Annotated in this window: 12 protein-coding genes; 8 read left to right on the top strand and 4 right to left on the bottom strand. The window is 73.5% G+C overall.

All coding sequences use genetic code 11. From position 1 onward, the window contains the following. Positions 1-50: 50 nt before the first annotated feature. The 5 genes from AMIR_RS36560 to AMIR_RS34655 all read left to right on the top strand — a co-directional run bounded on the left by AMIR_RS36560 (position 51) and on the right by AMIR_RS34655 (position 6,370). Positions 51-896 carry a hypothetical protein gene (locus AMIR_RS36560; protein ID WP_015805660.1) on the top strand — a complete coding sequence of 282 codons (846 nt, stop codon included), beginning with the start codon at positions 51-53 and terminating at the stop codon, positions 894-896. After that, positions 893-1,912: a hypothetical protein gene (locus AMIR_RS34640; RefSeq protein WP_015805661.1), complete on the top strand. Its 1,020-nt coding sequence runs from the start codon at positions 893-895 to the stop codon at positions 1,910-1,912. The genes AMIR_RS36560 and AMIR_RS34640 overlap by 4 nt, the downstream gene beginning before the upstream one ends. Next, complete coding sequence (locus AMIR_RS34645) at positions 1,909-3,039, top strand: hypothetical protein (protein ID WP_015805662.1); 1,131 nt, start codon at positions 1,909-1,911, stop codon at positions 3,037-3,039. The genes AMIR_RS34640 and AMIR_RS34645 overlap by 4 nt, the downstream gene beginning before the upstream one ends. A gap of 130 nt (positions 3,040-3,169) precedes the next feature. Then, entirely contained in the window at positions 3,170-3,850 is a 681-nt protein-coding gene (locus tag AMIR_RS34650) for a hypothetical protein (RefSeq protein WP_015805663.1), read from the top strand. A 708-nt stretch (positions 3,851-4,558) separates the two neighbouring features. Beyond that, entirely contained in the window at positions 4,559-6,370 is a 1,812-nt protein-coding gene (locus AMIR_RS34655; RefSeq protein ID WP_015805664.1) for a phosphoenolpyruvate carboxykinase (GTP), read from the top strand. Positions 6,371-6,865: 495 nt separating this feature from the next. Here AMIR_RS34655 and AMIR_RS34660 read toward each other — a convergent pair whose 3' ends face one another. Then, the gene (locus AMIR_RS34660) at positions 6,866-7,696 is read right to left on the bottom strand and encodes a septum formation family protein (RefSeq protein WP_015805665.1); all 831 of its coding nucleotides are present in this window, start codon (positions 7,694-7,696) and stop codon (positions 6,866-6,868) included. 164 nt (positions 7,697-7,860) lie between these two features. Beyond that, on the bottom strand, positions 7,861-9,363 hold the full coding sequence (locus tag AMIR_RS36565) for a hypothetical protein (protein WP_015805666.1): 1,503 nt from the start codon (positions 9,361-9,363) through the stop codon (positions 7,861-7,863). A gap of 177 nt (positions 9,364-9,540) precedes the next feature. Here AMIR_RS36565 and AMIR_RS34670 point away from each other — a divergent pair, with 177 nt between their 5' ends. From AMIR_RS34670 to mctP, 3 genes are all read left to right on the top strand, one after another. Then, on the top strand, positions 9,541-10,239 hold the full coding sequence (locus AMIR_RS34670) for a GntR family transcriptional regulator (protein ID WP_015805667.1): 699 nt from the start codon (positions 9,541-9,543) through the stop codon (positions 10,237-10,239). A gap of 196 nt (positions 10,240-10,435) precedes the next feature. After that, positions 10,436-10,714, top strand: coding sequence for a DUF3311 domain-containing protein (locus tag AMIR_RS34675; RefSeq protein ID WP_015805668.1), 279 nt, complete (start codon positions 10,436-10,438; stop codon positions 10,712-10,714). Next, a complete protein-coding gene (gene mctP / locus AMIR_RS34680; RefSeq protein ID WP_015805669.1) occupies positions 10,711-12,360 on the top strand; it encodes a monocarboxylate uptake permease MctP in 1,650 nt (549 codons plus the stop codon). Before AMIR_RS34675 ends, mctP begins: the two co-directional genes overlap by 4 nt. On the opposite strand, the gene AMIR_RS34685 is transcribed toward mctP, so the two are convergent. Together AMIR_RS34685 and AMIR_RS34690 are read right to left on the bottom strand one after the other, a co-directional pair. Continuing rightward, the gene (locus AMIR_RS34685; protein WP_015805670.1) at positions 12,338-13,264 is read right to left on the bottom strand and encodes an ROK family protein; all 927 of its coding nucleotides are present in this window, start codon (positions 13,262-13,264) and stop codon (positions 12,338-12,340) included. The genes mctP and AMIR_RS34685 overlap by 23 nt on opposite strands. Positions 13,265-13,285: 21 nt before the next feature. Next, positions 13,286-13,534, bottom strand: a complete 249-nt coding sequence (locus tag AMIR_RS34690; protein ID WP_041837211.1) for a hypothetical protein — start codon at positions 13,532-13,534, stop codon at positions 13,286-13,288. Between the last annotated feature and the right edge of the window lie 10 nt (positions 13,535-13,544).

Raw genomic sequence — 13,544 nt, forward strand, 5'->3', positions numbered from 1 at the left:
GGCGTTCCCGCCGTTCGTGGGCGACCGCCGCCGCCTGAGGGGGATGTCCCTTGGCAGAGAACCGTTCCGAGCCGCGCTCCGAGCACCGCGCGCTGCTGGCCGTCGACATGGCGGGCTCCAGCGCGCCGGACCGCAACGACCGGGCCATGGCACGCGCGCGCGACGCCCTGTTCGGCGCGCTGGAGAGCGCTTTCGACCGCAGCGCCGTGCCGTGGCGGGAGTGCGAGGTGGAGGACCAGGGCGACGGGTGCGTGGTGCGGGTCCCGGCGCGCTTCCCCAAGGCCGCGCTGGTGCACCCGCTGCTGGGGACCCTGTCCGACCTGCTGCACGAGCACAACGAGTTCGCCTCGGCGTCGACGCGCGTGCGGGTCCGGGCCGTGCTGCACGCCGGGGAGCTGGCGGTGGACGGGCGCGGGATGACCGGCAGGACGCAGGTCGTGGTGGCCCGGCTGCTGGACTGCGCCGCGCTGCGGGCCGCGCTGGCGGACGCCCCGTCGGCGGCGGTGGCGCTGGCGGTCTCGGAGCGCTTCTACGAGGACGTGGTGGAGCAGGGCGGTCTCGGGATCAGGCCGGACGACTTCTGGTTCGCGGAGGTCGGCGGAGCCGGGTCGCTGGCGGTCGCCTGGCTGACCGTGGTCGGCGAGCGCGGGCGGGGCGCGCGGCGGCGGCGCGACGGGTCGGGGCGGGACGCGGGAGTCGGTGCGGGGCGGGACGCGGGAGTCGGTGCGGGGCGGGACGTGGGGACCGGCCCGAGGAGCCGCACGGGGATTGGCGCGGGTCCGGTCGAGCGGAGGCCCACCGGCGGCTTCACCTTCAACGGCGCCACCACGTTCCACGGCGACGCCGTCGGGGGCGACAAGCACGTGTGGACGGACGAGCAGGGGAGGAACCGGTGAACGCGGAACCGCTGTCCCAGAACGAGAGCTACGTCGGCCAACGACTCCTGTTCCAGCGCGCGCACGAGGTCGAGGTCACCCTGACCGACGCCATCGGCGGCTGGGGCGCGCGGAGCCTGCTGCTGAAGGCGTTCGGCGGGGCCTTCCTCATCTTCGTCCTGGGATCGGTGGCGACCGCCGTGGTGGGGGGCGCCGGGGCCCTGATCGGCGACTCGGGCATCACCCTGGTGCTGCTCGGCCTGCTGACGTTCCTGCTGCCCTGGGCGTGGATGGCGGGGGTGCTCCTGCTGCCCCAGCACCGGGTGCTCAGCGACTGGCACCTGCTCCTGGACGGGCAGGCGCCGGTCGCGGAGACCGCCTACGGCGTGGTGTACCGGGCGCTGACGGTGGACCGGGGGATCCCGGCGGCGATCACGCCGCGCCGGGTGGCGGTCGGGGACCCGGCGCCGGGGGTGCGCAACGTGCTGCGGGTGTCGCTGGGCCGGTACAGCGTCTACGTCTCGGTCTTCGCCTTCGGCAACGACCTGTACCTCGGCTGGACGATGTGGTTGCGGTTCCTGCCGATCACGGCGCTCGCGCGCTGGTTCGGGTCCGTCCTGCGCGGGGACCGGGGGCTGGCGGGCGCGATCGAGATGGAGCCGGTGAAGGCGCTGCGCGAGGCGGTGCACAACGCGCTGCGCGAGGCCGTGGAGGCGGCGGCGGTCGGGCGGACCGTGCCGATCGTCGAGACGTTCGGGTACGAGGTGCCGCTGGAGCAGGACGGGCAGTGGCGGATGTCGGTGGGCGACCGGCGGGAGGCCGTCGCCGAGGCCGGGACGGGCGCGCCCCAGGGGCTCGGGGCGAGGCTGTCGGTGAGCAGGCAGGTCGAGGTGTTCTCCGAGCACGGCGAGGTGCTCGGGACGGCGGAGCCCGGCACCTCGTACGAGCTGCTGCGCGAGGACGGCGCGGGACTGCTGGTGCGGGACTCCTCCGGCGTGGTCGCGGTGATCAGGGACCGCGACGCGGTGCTGCGGTGATCGAGGTCGCCCGGCGGGGCTTCCGCTGGGAGGCGCGGTTCGGGGCGCGGTTCGCCTCGGCCGTGGACCTGTCCGAGCTGGCCGGGTACTCGGACCGGCTGCCGGACGCCCGGCGGGCCGGGGCCAGGCGGGAGAGCGCCGCGTACCTCGGCGCGCTCGGGCAGGCCGGGCCGGACTGCGAGTTCGCCCTGCACGGCGGTCCCGGCTGGTCCGGGATCACCGGGGTGCTGCGCGGGCCCTACCGGGAGGGCGTGGAGCGGGACGCCGAGCGGGTGCTGGAGCGGGTGCTGGCCGTTCCCGAGCACCTGGTGGCCGAGCCGGGCCTGCCCGAGCCGGACGCGCTCGAACCGCCGCGCGCCGGGTGGGTGGCGGAGCTGCGCAGGCGGTGCCTGGTCGCCCCGGCGACCCGGCCGGACGCCGGGAAGCGCTACTACCTGACCATGCCGCCGCTGGTGTCGGAGCCGAGGGTGTGGGACGGGCTGGTCGACCGGCTGCCCGAGGGGGTGCGGCTGGTGGTGGGGCTGCGGCCGGTGCGGGTCGAGCACGAGTTCACCGCGCGGCTCCGGTCCTACGCCGAGCAGTACGCGGTGCTGGCCGCGCCCGGCGAGTTCTCCGGCGGCGGGATGTACAGCGGGCGGCGGATGCTGGCCGGTGAGCCGTTCGCGGCGGACGCGGCGGCGCTGTTCCGCGACGCCGCGGAGCGCTACGCCGGGTGGGCGTTCCAGGCGCGGGTGTCGCTGGTGGCGCCGGGCAGGCTCGCGCCCGCGCTGGTCAGCGCGCTGGAGCAGGCGGTGCGCGGGGTGCTGGTGGAGCCGACGCCCCCGGACCGGGCGGCGGCGCTGCGGGCGCTGACCAAGTGGGACGCGCCCGCGTGGGGCACGCCCTCGTGGGGCGCCGACCCGGCGGTGCCGCCCGCGCTGGCGCCGCTGCGCGAGCTGGCCGACGCGGTGGACGCCGCCCAGGTGGCCTGGCTGCCCGCCGCGGCGACCGGGGTGCTGCGGTCGCTGCCGGTCACGCCGCCGCCACCGGAGCGGCGGACCGCGCGCGGGGTCGTGTTCGAGGGGCCGGTGACGGTGGCGGGGGACCTCGTCGGCGGGGACAAGCACCGGTGGGACGCGCCGCGCTGAACCGCCGCCCCCGCTCGGCCGCTCCGGCCGGGGGGTGTCCCGCGTCGCTCCCGGCTGCGGCTTCCCGCAGGGAACCGGATCGGCCTACCGTGAGTCCTACGGGTAGGCGAACGGCGGGAAGGTGGCTTCGGTGTACATCGACGAGTCAGCAGGTGCGGCGGACAGCGAGCTCAAGGTCACCGTCGACGACGAGGAGTACACCGTCGAGGTCGGGTACGACCTCGACCACGACGGCGTGGACGAGACCGCGGTCGTGGAGACGGACGACGGCGGGCGCATCGCGTTCTCCGACACCGACGGCGACGGCGACGCGGACCTGATGACCACGTTCGACGACCGGGGCGAGGTCGTGCAGCGGTCCCGGTTCGACGACGCGTCGGGCGAGTGGGTCCGGGTCGGGGAGGACTCGGAGCGGGCCAACTCGGCCGAGGGGCGGGGCATCACCGTCACCACCGCGAACGGGTCGCAGGACGTCGGGCCCGCGACCGTGGACAGCGACGAGGACGGGCGCGCCGACAGCGTCATGATCGAGGACGCCGAGGGCGACACCTGGCTGTTCACCGACTCGGACGGCGACGGGCAGGCGGACGTGGCCACCGAGATCACCCGCGACGGCGAGGTGACCGTCTCGCAGCGCACCGGTGACGCCGAGTGGACCGAGGTGGAGCACGGCAGGTTCGACTCCAGCGGCAAGTACACCGCGGACTCCGGCAGCGACCAGCTGTGGGGTGACGGGGTGGACGACCGCACCGCCGTGTCGGGCGTGGTGCGGATCGACTCGACCACCGGGCAGTGGATCAGCCCCAACTGACGCCGCCGCGGCGCGACCCCGTTCGGGCGCGCGCCACGCGGTGCTGTTCGGTCTCGTTTTGCCATCGTTCGACCTCGGGCTCGAAGGTCGGGCGCGACTCGGGCCGAAGAGAACAACCAGGACCAGCGCTCGTCAGCCGCGCTGGTCCTCTTGTTGTGCGGGAGTCCTCGCGCGCGGCGCGGAGAACGGGTGCGCCGCCCCACGAACGGGCGCGGGCTGAAGGCGTCGACGTGGTGGCGCGCGCCCGAGATGTCCGGGTGCGGAAAGCGCCGCGCCACGTGATCCGCGTCTCCGCTCGCGCGCGGACGGGGCGCCCCGACGGGGTCCGACCGGCCGGAATCGGCGCTCGCGCCGCAGGTGAACGCGTTCCGCGCGCTTCTTGACCCATTCACCGATCGATCCGCCCGGCAAAGTGAGAGCGCTTCCACAATCACTCCTGTAACGCGCCCGGAACGTCACCGCATTTGTCCGCTGAACCGTTGCGGATTGATCGGTGATCGGGTGCTGAATCGATTACCTGATCGGTTTTGTGAGGCAACCGACAGGTTGTCGCGGTGTCACCCGGCATTCACCCGGCTAACCTCCGTCCATCCCTTTCAGCGCACGCCCCCACCGGGGCGGGCGCAGCCATTCCCGAGGACGCCGCCGTCCCGCACGGACGTCGTCGTCCGCCCGTGGGGCGGTGCTTCACCGAGGAGACGAGACGAGATGACGGCAGTGACCATTCCCGGTCTCGACCAGGCCCCGACCGACCACCAGGAACTGCTGGCCTGGGTTCGCGAGATCGCCGAGCTGACCTCTCCCGACCGGGTCGTGTGGGCCGACGGAACGCAGCGCGAATGGGCCGAGCTGACCGGGAAACTGGTCGACGCGGGCACTTTCGTCCCGCTGGAGAAGAAGCCGAACTCGTTCTGGGCGGCTTCCGACCCGACGGACGTCGCGCGCGTCGAGGAGCGCACCTTCATCTGCTCGGTCGACCCGGCCGACTCCGGCCCCACCAACAACTGGGTGGAACCGGCCGAGATGAAGGCGACCATGACCGAGCTCTACCGGGGCTCGATGCGCGGCCGGACCATGTACGTCATCCCGTTCTGCATGGGGCCGCTGACGGCGGAGAAGCCCATGCTGGGCGTGGAGATCACCGACTCCGAGTACGTCGTCGTCTCCATGCACATCATGACCCGCATGGGCACGCGCGCCCTGGAGCTGTTCGGCGACGGCGTCCCGTACGTGAAGGCGCTGCACTCGCTCGGTGCGCCGCTGGCCCCCGGCCAGGACGACGTGGCGTGGCCGTGCAACGACACGAAGTACATCACGCACTTCCCCGAGGAGCGGACGATCTGGTCGTTCGGCTCCGGGTACGGGGGCAACGCCCTGCTGGGCAAGAAGTGCTACTCGCTGCGGATCGCCTCGGTGATGGCGCGGGACGAGGGCTGGCTCGCCGAGCACATGCTGATCCTCAAGCTCACCTCGCCCGAGTCGAAGGTCTACTACATCGCGGCGGCGTTCCCGAGCGCCTGCGGCAAGACCAACCTGGCGATGCTCCAGCCGACCATCCCCGGCTGGAAGGTCGAGACGCTCGGCGACGACATCGCGTGGATGCGCTTCGGCGAGGACGGGCGGCTGTACGCGGTGAACCCGGAGAACGGGTTCTTCGGCGTCGCGCCGGGCACCGACTACCACACCAACCCCAACGCGATGCGGACCATCGAGAAGGGGAACTCGCTGTTCACGAACGTCGCGCTGACCGACGACGGCGACGTGTGGTGGGAGGGCATGGGCGAGCCGCCCGCGCACCTGACCTCGTGGAAGAAGGCGGACTGGACGCCGGGCTCGGACGAGCCGTCGTCGCACCCGAACTCGCGCTACTGCACGCCGATCGAGCAGTGCGACATCAAGGCGCCGGAGTGGGACGACCCGAACGGCGTGCCGATCTCGGCGATCTTCTTCGGCGGTCGGCGGGCCACGACCGTCCCGCTGATCACCGAGTCGCGGGACTGGCAGCACGGCGTGTTCATGGGCGCCACGCTGTCGAGCGAGACCACGGCGGCGGCGGTCGGCCAGGTGGGAGTGGTGCGGCGCGACCCGATGGCGATGCTGCCGTTCATCGGCTACCACGCGGGCGACTACTTCCAGCACTGGATCGACACCGGCAAGGGCGCGGACGCCGACAAGCTGCCGAAGGTCTTCTACGTCAACTGGTTCCGGCGCGGCGAGGACAAGCGGTTCCTGTGGCCGGGGTTCGGCGAGAACTCGCGGGTGCTCAAGTGGGCGGTCGAGCGGATCGAGGGGCGCGCGGCGGCCCGTGAGACGCCGATCGGGCACGTGCCCACCGCCGAGGCGCTGGACCTGTCGGAGCTGGGCGCGCCGGTGGAGGACGTCGAGGCGTCGCTGGCGTTCGACGCGGACGAGTGGCGGGCCGAGCTGCCGCTGATCGAGGAGTGGTTCGCGAAGATCGGCGACAAGGTGCCGACCGCGCTGCGCGACGAGCTGGAGGCGCTCAAGCAGCGGCTCGGGTAGAGGGGTGGCCGGGCGGGCCGCGGTCCGGCCCGCCACGTGGCCCGGTGGACAACGGCGTCCACCGGGTTCTTGCCGTTCCCAGGGCCGGTTCGAAGGGTTGAGAAGCCGATCTTCGGGGTATCCGCGCGCCGGGTTTCCGGCTCGGCCGGATGGCTGTGGACAACCGAGTTGTCCCCAGTCTTTCCCCAGTTCTCCACTCTTGCGCCGGCAGTTCTCCACAGCTGTGGACAACTGCATCGGGGTTCATCGCGAGGGTTCTTCGTGCTGTTCAGAGTAGGTTTCGACTTAGGTCGGCGACTGTGGAAAGTCAGCTTCTTGATCAACTATTCCGCCTGCGGAGACTAGTTCTCCACAGGTTGTGGATGAACCTGTGCACAGGTTGTGGAGATTGTGGACAGCTTGCGCACGGACCTGTGGACGGGCCGCTGTGGACAACTCCGGCGCCCTCCGGCGGTCATCCGGGGAGTGCTCGCTCGGGCTCGCTGCTCGGGCTCGCTACTCGGGCAGCGGACCCCGGCCGAGTCCCCAGAGCCTGCCGGTGAACGGGCGGGCGGCCTCGGCGTAGCAGACCGCCGTCGTGAAGCCCTCGGACCAGGCCTGGCTGCCGAACGAGCGCCAGGACGCGAAGACGTCCTCGCGGACCGCCCCGACGTAGCCGTTCACCTTCGCCGCGCAGTGCTCCGACGCGGCGGCGTTCACCTGCTCCTGGGACAGCGGCGCGTCCTGCGGACCGCCGAGCGCGAGCACCCCCGGCACCGCCTCGGCCAGGTGCGAGGCGTCGCAGGCGACGATCTCCAGCGCCTCGTCGCGGGCGGGAGACCCGCTCGTGCACAGCTGCACGGACGCGAACCCGGTGGCCTTGAGCAACCCGGCCAGCGACCCGGTGCGGCTGGCCTGCTGACCGGTGGGCGAGATCTCGACCGCCGTGCACAGCCGCCAGCGGTCGCCGCGCGCCCAGCCGTCCTCGCTCGGCCAGATCGCCTGGGCCTGGACGCGGGTGGCGTCGTGGTCGGCCGCGCCGAGGTAGCCGGCGAGCGCGGCGCGGCAGGCGGGCAGGGCGACCCGGCGCAGGTCGCGCTCGGTGCGCTGCTCGACCCCGGTGAGGTCGCCGACGGCGGTGACCTCGGCGACGTGCGGCGCGGCGCAGTCGACCGCCTTGAGGTCCTGGTCCACGCACGCGCCCGGCTGCGGCAGCTCGCTCGCGGCGGGCGTGATCGAGGGCCGGAGCACAGCGCCGTCCGGCGTCCCGCCGACCTGCTCTGTGCACCCGGCGAGGACAACAGCCACCACGGCCAACAACCCGCTCAGCGCCCGCCAGCGTCGCACGCGATCACCCTACTGGTGCGCGCGGTGACGCTGCGCTGAAGAAACGGGGGCTGCCGGGTGCGGGCTGCGGGGGTGCGGGCTGCGGGGGTGCGGGCTGCGGGGGCAGGTGCTGGAAAGCCGGGCCGGGCGCGGGGTGTGGAGCGGCCCCGCGCCCGGCGCGCGGGTCAGACCAGGGCGACCAGGGCGACCACCTGGTCGGCGATGGCCCTGCGCTCGGCCTCGAAGAACCCGTCGGTCAGCGCGTCCCCCTCGGGCTGGCTCAGGACCGGGGTGTGCAGGTGGCCGCCGCGCACGTCGGTCGCGCCCAGGCCGGTGCGCACCCGGTTGGCCCGGTACATGCTCTCGTTCGACAGGTAGTCGCCACCGCCGCCGCTGGCCGCCGTCGCGCCCGGCGTCGGCTCGCCCGTCCCGCACCGCTGCGCGCCCGGCGCGGGGGTCGCGCCCGCAGGGAACTCGCAGAAGCCCCGGTTGAAGAGCACCGGGTAGTCGCCGGTCGGCGTGGTGGTCATCCGCTCGTGCGGCAGGGTCGTCTCGATGAACTCGGTCGACGGCTGCGGCCAGCCCGCCGCGTCCGGGACCACGCCGGGCGAGGACGCGTTGTTGTTGTCCGGCGACCAGCCGCGCCAGCGCGCCGCCCAGCGCTCCACGTCGAACTGGCCGGGCCTGCCCTGGCTGACCGTGACGAAGGCGTGCGGGCGCTGCCCGCCGGTGACGGTGGAGCCGTAGAAGCGCTCGACGATGCCCTTGTCGAACTCGCCCCAGGTCACCGGGAGCACGGCCACCTCCACCAGGACCCGGCCCTGCGGGGTGTCGAACACCCGCCCGTCGAGCTGGAGCGCCGCCGCGCCGGACGGGTTGCTGCGGGTGATGCCGGAGCCGTCGAGGAAGAACGGGTCGAACCCGGTGAGCGCGATCCGCCGCACCGCCGCGCGGTCCTCGGGGGCGGTGCGCTCCTCGGGGGCGGGGGCGGGGGCGGGGGCGGGCGCGGCCTCGGCCCGGGCGCCCAGCAGGGCCAGCGGGTCGGCGCCGATGGTGCTGCCGAGCTGGTCGAGCGACGTGACCCCGGCGGCGGGGGAACCGGCGGCGTGGGGACCGTCGGCGCTGCCCCGGCCACCACCGTTGTCGTCCCCGGCCGCGCGCGGGACGGCGGTCGGCGCGGCGTCCGCGCGGAACCGGACGTCGGACAGCCCGCGCGAGGCCCGGTCCAGCCGGTCCACCAGCGCGGACCGCTCGGCGGCGGGCAGGGTCCACCGGGGCTTCCACTGCCGCAGCGCCTTGGTCATCCCCAGCCGCGCCCAGTACAGCGGCCGGTCGTCGTGCGCGTCCCACGACTGCGGCGCCTGGGCGCGCTCCACCGCCGCCCGCCACAGCCCCTCGCCGGTCCGCTGGGCCAGGCCCGCGGCGTCCCGCTTCCCGACGCCGCACAGGGCGGAGGCGAACCGCGCCACCTCGTCGTCGAACCCGCCGAGCCGCGCCAGCTCCGGCCCGACCGGCGGGGCGTCGGGGTCGAGGACGGCGGTGAGCCGCTGCTCCTCGACGGTCAGCGGGGCGGTGGGGTCGGAGCACCCCGGAGCGGCTCCGGGAGCGGCCGTCGCGGCGGGCGCGGCGGTCAGGGCGATCGTCAGGGCGGCCAGCACCGGTGTCACCGTGCGCAGTGGGAAGATCACCCCGTGATGTTCTCCGCCCGCCCGCCCGCGCGAAACCCGCTGAAGGACGGTGCTCGCGCCGCTCAACGGCGGCACCCCCGCGCGCGCTCGCCGCAGCGGCTCCCGGCGCAGGTCCAGGCGGTTGTTGAACAATCCGCGGGGCCGGTGGGCGGACCCCCGCCCAGTAGGATCGGCCCCATGACCACCGCTGAAGCCGGCACCTGGCTCCGCGCGCTCGCCGAGGACGGCGCGCGGATGAGCCGGTCCAGCACGGCCGAGCGGGTCGCCGACGCGCTCAGGGCACGGGTGCTCGACGGGGCCATCAGAGCGGGCAGCCAGCTGTCCGAGAAGTCGCTCGGCGACGCGCTGCGCGTCTCCCGCAACACCCTGCGCGAGGCGTTCCGGCTCCTGACCCACGAGCGCCTGCTGGTGCACGAGCACAGCCGGGGCGTGTTCGTGCGGGTGCCGAGCACCGAGGACGTGGCCGACCTGTACGCCGCCCGCCGGGTGATCGAGGCGGGCGCGCTGCGGCGGTGGCCCGACGCGCCCGAGGAGCGGCGCGCGCGGGTCGGGGACGCGGTCCGGTGGGCCGAGCGGCTGCGGGACGACGAGGACTGGGTGGGCGTGGGCACGGCGAACGGCCGGTTCCACGCGGCGATCACCGCGCTCGCGGGCAGCTCCCGGCTGGACGAGGAGATGCGCCGCCTGCTCGCCGAGCTGCGCCTGGTGTTCCAGGTGGTGGGGGACCCCGAAGGCTTCCACCGCGACTACCTGCCGAGGAACCGCGCGATCGCCGACCTGCTGGAGTCGGGTGAGGTCGACGCCGCCGAGTCGGCGCTGCTGTCCTACCTGGACACCGCCGAGGAGCACGTCACCCGAGGGCTGGGCACGCTCTAGCCCGCGCCGGGCAGTTCTGTCGCCGATGGGGTGAACGGGCCGCGCGCCACGCCCGTTTCGTCACACCGGGTCAGCACTTGATCACGATTGCGCCACACAACCAAGGCACAGCGGGGCGAAGGCAGTGACGTTCGTCGCCCTCCCGTCCTAGCATCCCCCGACACCGTCGTCAGGGACGCTTGGAGGGCGCAGCTCAATGCCTCGAAAATCGCCTGCCCGGAACACCGGGCTGCGGTGGAGCAACTGGAACCTCCTCCTGCTGCTCCCGCTGCTCATGCTCATCACGCCGTGGTTCAACTCCGACGAGCCCCGCGTGCTGGGCCTGCCGTTCTTCTACTGGTACCAGTTCGCGTTCGTCCCGCTCGGCGTGCTGTGCGTCGGCCTGGTCTACGTGAAGACCAAGGACGCCCCCGCCACCACCGGTCCCGACAGGCTCGACGTGGACGCCCTGGACGAGCGGGAGGCCGACCGGTGAGCACCGAATCGCTGCAGTGGACCGAGCTGTCGGTCTTCGCCGTCCTGTTCCTGCTGGTGACCGTGCTGGGCTTCGTCGCGGCGAAGTGGCGGGCAGGCGACACCCTCGACCACCTGGACGAGTGGGGGCTGGGCGGCCGGAAGTTCGGCTCCTGGATCACCTGGTTCCTGGTCGGCGGCGACCTGTACACGGCTTACACGTTCGTGGCCGTCCCGGCGCTGGTGTTCGGCGCGGGCGCGCTCGGCTTCTACGCGCTGCCCTACACCGTGGTGCTGTACCCGATCGTGTTCCTGCCGCTGGTGCGCATGTGGTCGGTGTCCAGGGTGCACGGCTACGTCACCCCGGCCGACTTCGTGCGCGGGCGGTACGGCTCGCACTGGCTCGCGCTGATCATCGCGATCACCGGCATCCTCGCCACGATGCCGTACATCGCGCTGCAGCTGGTCGGCCTGGAGGCCGTGCTGCGCACGATGGGCCTCAACGGCAGCGGGGTCATGGGGCACCTGCCGCTGTTCATCGCGTTCGTGATCCTGGCGCTGTACACGTACCAGTCGGGGCTGCGCGCGCCCGCGCTGATCGCGTTCGTCAAGGACAGCTTGATCTACGTGGTGATCCTGGTGGCGGTGATCTACCTGCCGGGCAAGTTCGGCGGTTGGGGCGCCATCTTCGACACCGCGCAGGCGGCCTACGACAAGACGCCCGCGAAGTCGGACGGCGTGCTGCTGAACGCCAACAACCAGCTGCAGTACGCGACGCTCGCGCTCGGCTCGGCGCTGGCGCTGTTCCTGTACCCGCACTCGCTGACCGGCATCCTGGCCTCGCGCGGGCGGAACGTGATCAAGCGGAACATGGTGGCGCTGCCCGCTTATTCGCTGCTGCTGGGCCTGCTGGCGATGCTCGGGTTCGTGGCGATCAGCGCGGGCGTCAAGCCGATCACCAACCAGGCCACCGGGCGGCCGGACACGAACACGATCGTGCCGGTGCTGTTCGGGCAGGAGTTCCCGGCGTGGTTCGCGGGCGTGGCGTTCGCGGCCATCGGCATCGGCGCGCTCGTCCCGGCGGCGATCATGTCGATCGCGGCGGCGAACCTATGGACCCGCAACATCTACAAGGAGTACCTGAAGAAGGACGCCACGCCCGCGCAGGAGGCGAAGCAGGCGAAGCTGGCGTCGCTGGTGGTGAAGTTCGGCGCGGTCGCGTTCATCGTGTTCATCGACCCGCAGTTCTCCATCGACCTGCAGCTGATCGGCGGCGTGGTCATCCTGCAGACGCTGCCCGCCGTGGCGATCGCGCTGTACACCCGGTGGTTCCACCTGTACGGCCTGGTCGCCGGGTGGGCCGCGGGCATGGGCTGGGGGATCTACCTGCTGTACACGATCCCCAGCGCGGACGGGAAGCGGCAGCACTTCGCCGGGTCGGCGCTGGCGCTGGACAAGCTGTCGCTGTTCGGCTGGCACCCGTTCCAGGGCTCGACCGTGCAGATCTACGTCGGCGTCGTGGCCGTCACGGCGAACCTCGTCGTGGCCGCGCTGGTGACGCTGGTGGCGCGCAGGCTCAAGGCGGCCGAGGGGAGCGACGAGACCACGCCGGACGACTACCACGTGGACGAGGACAGCGACCGGGTCAAGCCGGTGGCGGCCCACTGAGCCGGGAGGTCGCCAGCGCCGCGGCGCCGACGAGGCCCGCCCGGCTGCCCAGCCGGGCGGGCTCCACCCGCAGACCGTCCAGGTAGGACAGTCGGGCGTGCGCCGCGACGGTCTCCCGGACCGGGTCGAGCAGCAGGTCCCCGACCTGGGCCACGCCACCGCCGACGACGGCCAGCTCCAGGTCGCACAGCGCGGCGGTGGCGACGATGGCCAGGCCGACCGCGCGGCCCGCGCGGCGGAACGCGACCTGCGCGACCTCGTCGCCCGCGAGCGCGTCGGCGGCCAGGTGCGCGGCGTCGGCGCCCTCGGGCGCCTGCCAGCCCTGGCGGCGCGCCCAGGCGACCATCCTCGGCCCGCCCGCGACGGTCTCGGCGCACCCGCGACCGCCGCACGTGCAGGGCTCGCCGTCGTCCTCCACGACGACGTGCCCGATGTGGCCCGCGTTGCCGGTGCGCCCGAGCAGCAGCTCGCCGCCCACCACCAGCCCGCCGCCGACGCCGGTCGACACGACCAGGCCGACCATGTCCCCGCAGTCGCGGCCCGCGCCCGCCCAGTGCTCGCCGTAGGCCATGCACGGCCCGTCGCCCGCGAGCTCGACCGGGAGGCCGGGGAGCAGCGCGGACACCCGGTCCACCAGCGGGAAGCCCTGCCAGCAGGGCACGTTGATGGGGCTGGCCGTGCCCGCGACGAGGTCGACGGGCCCGGCGCAGGCGATGCCGACCCCGGCGACCTGCTCACCGGCGAGCGCCTCGTCGACGGCCCGCGCGACGGCGGCCCAGGTGCGCTCGGGGTCGTCGGTCGGGGTGGGCTCCTGCGCGACGCGCACCACGGACCCGTCGCGGTCGACCAGCCCGGCGGCCAGCTTGGTGCCGCCGATGTCCAGAGCCAGGACCAGGTCCGTCATTCGCGGGAGTGTAGTTCGGGGTCAGCGGCCCGCGCGGCGGGTTCGGCAGTCCTGGGCGCCGGCGAGCGCGGAGGCGAGCGCGGCCTGGAAGCCGGGCACCTGCTCCAGGTCGAGCGCGAAGCAGAACTCGGCCTCGGGCCCGATCACCTCGACCACGTCGCCGGACACCTCGACCACGCAGGTGCCCTCGGTCGCGTAGCTGTCGATGCAGCCGACCGGCCACTCCCGGCGGCCTACTCCAGGTGCATCCTCGGACACCGCCTGCGACATGTCGCCTCCA

Source organism: Actinosynnema mirum DSM 43827 (genome assembly GCF_000023245.1).
GTDB classification, from domain to species: domain Bacteria; phylum Actinomycetota; class Actinomycetes; order Mycobacteriales; family Pseudonocardiaceae; genus Actinosynnema; species Actinosynnema mirum.

What these genes read in the sequence shown, in the direction of transcription:
- AMIR_RS34655 (WP_015805664.1), top strand. Translation starts at nt 4,559, where the DNA reads ATGACGGCAGTGACCATTCCCGGTCTCGACCAGGCCCCGACCGACCAC.
- AMIR_RS34670 (WP_015805667.1), top strand. Translation starts at nt 9,541, where the DNA reads ATGACCACCGCTGAAGCCGGCACCTGGCTCCGCGCGCTCGCCGAGGAC.
- AMIR_RS34675 (WP_015805668.1), top strand. Translation starts at nt 10,436, where the DNA reads ATGCCTCGAAAATCGCCTGCCCGGAACACCGGGCTGCGGTGGAGCAAC.
- AMIR_RS34685 (WP_015805670.1), bottom strand. Translation starts at nt 13,264, where the DNA reads ATGACGGACCTGGTCCTGGCTCTGGACATCGGCGGCACCAAGCTGGCC.
- AMIR_RS34690 (WP_041837211.1), bottom strand. Translation starts at nt 13,534, where the DNA reads ATGTCGCAGGCGGTGTCCGAGGATGCACCTGGAGTAGGCCGCCGGGAG.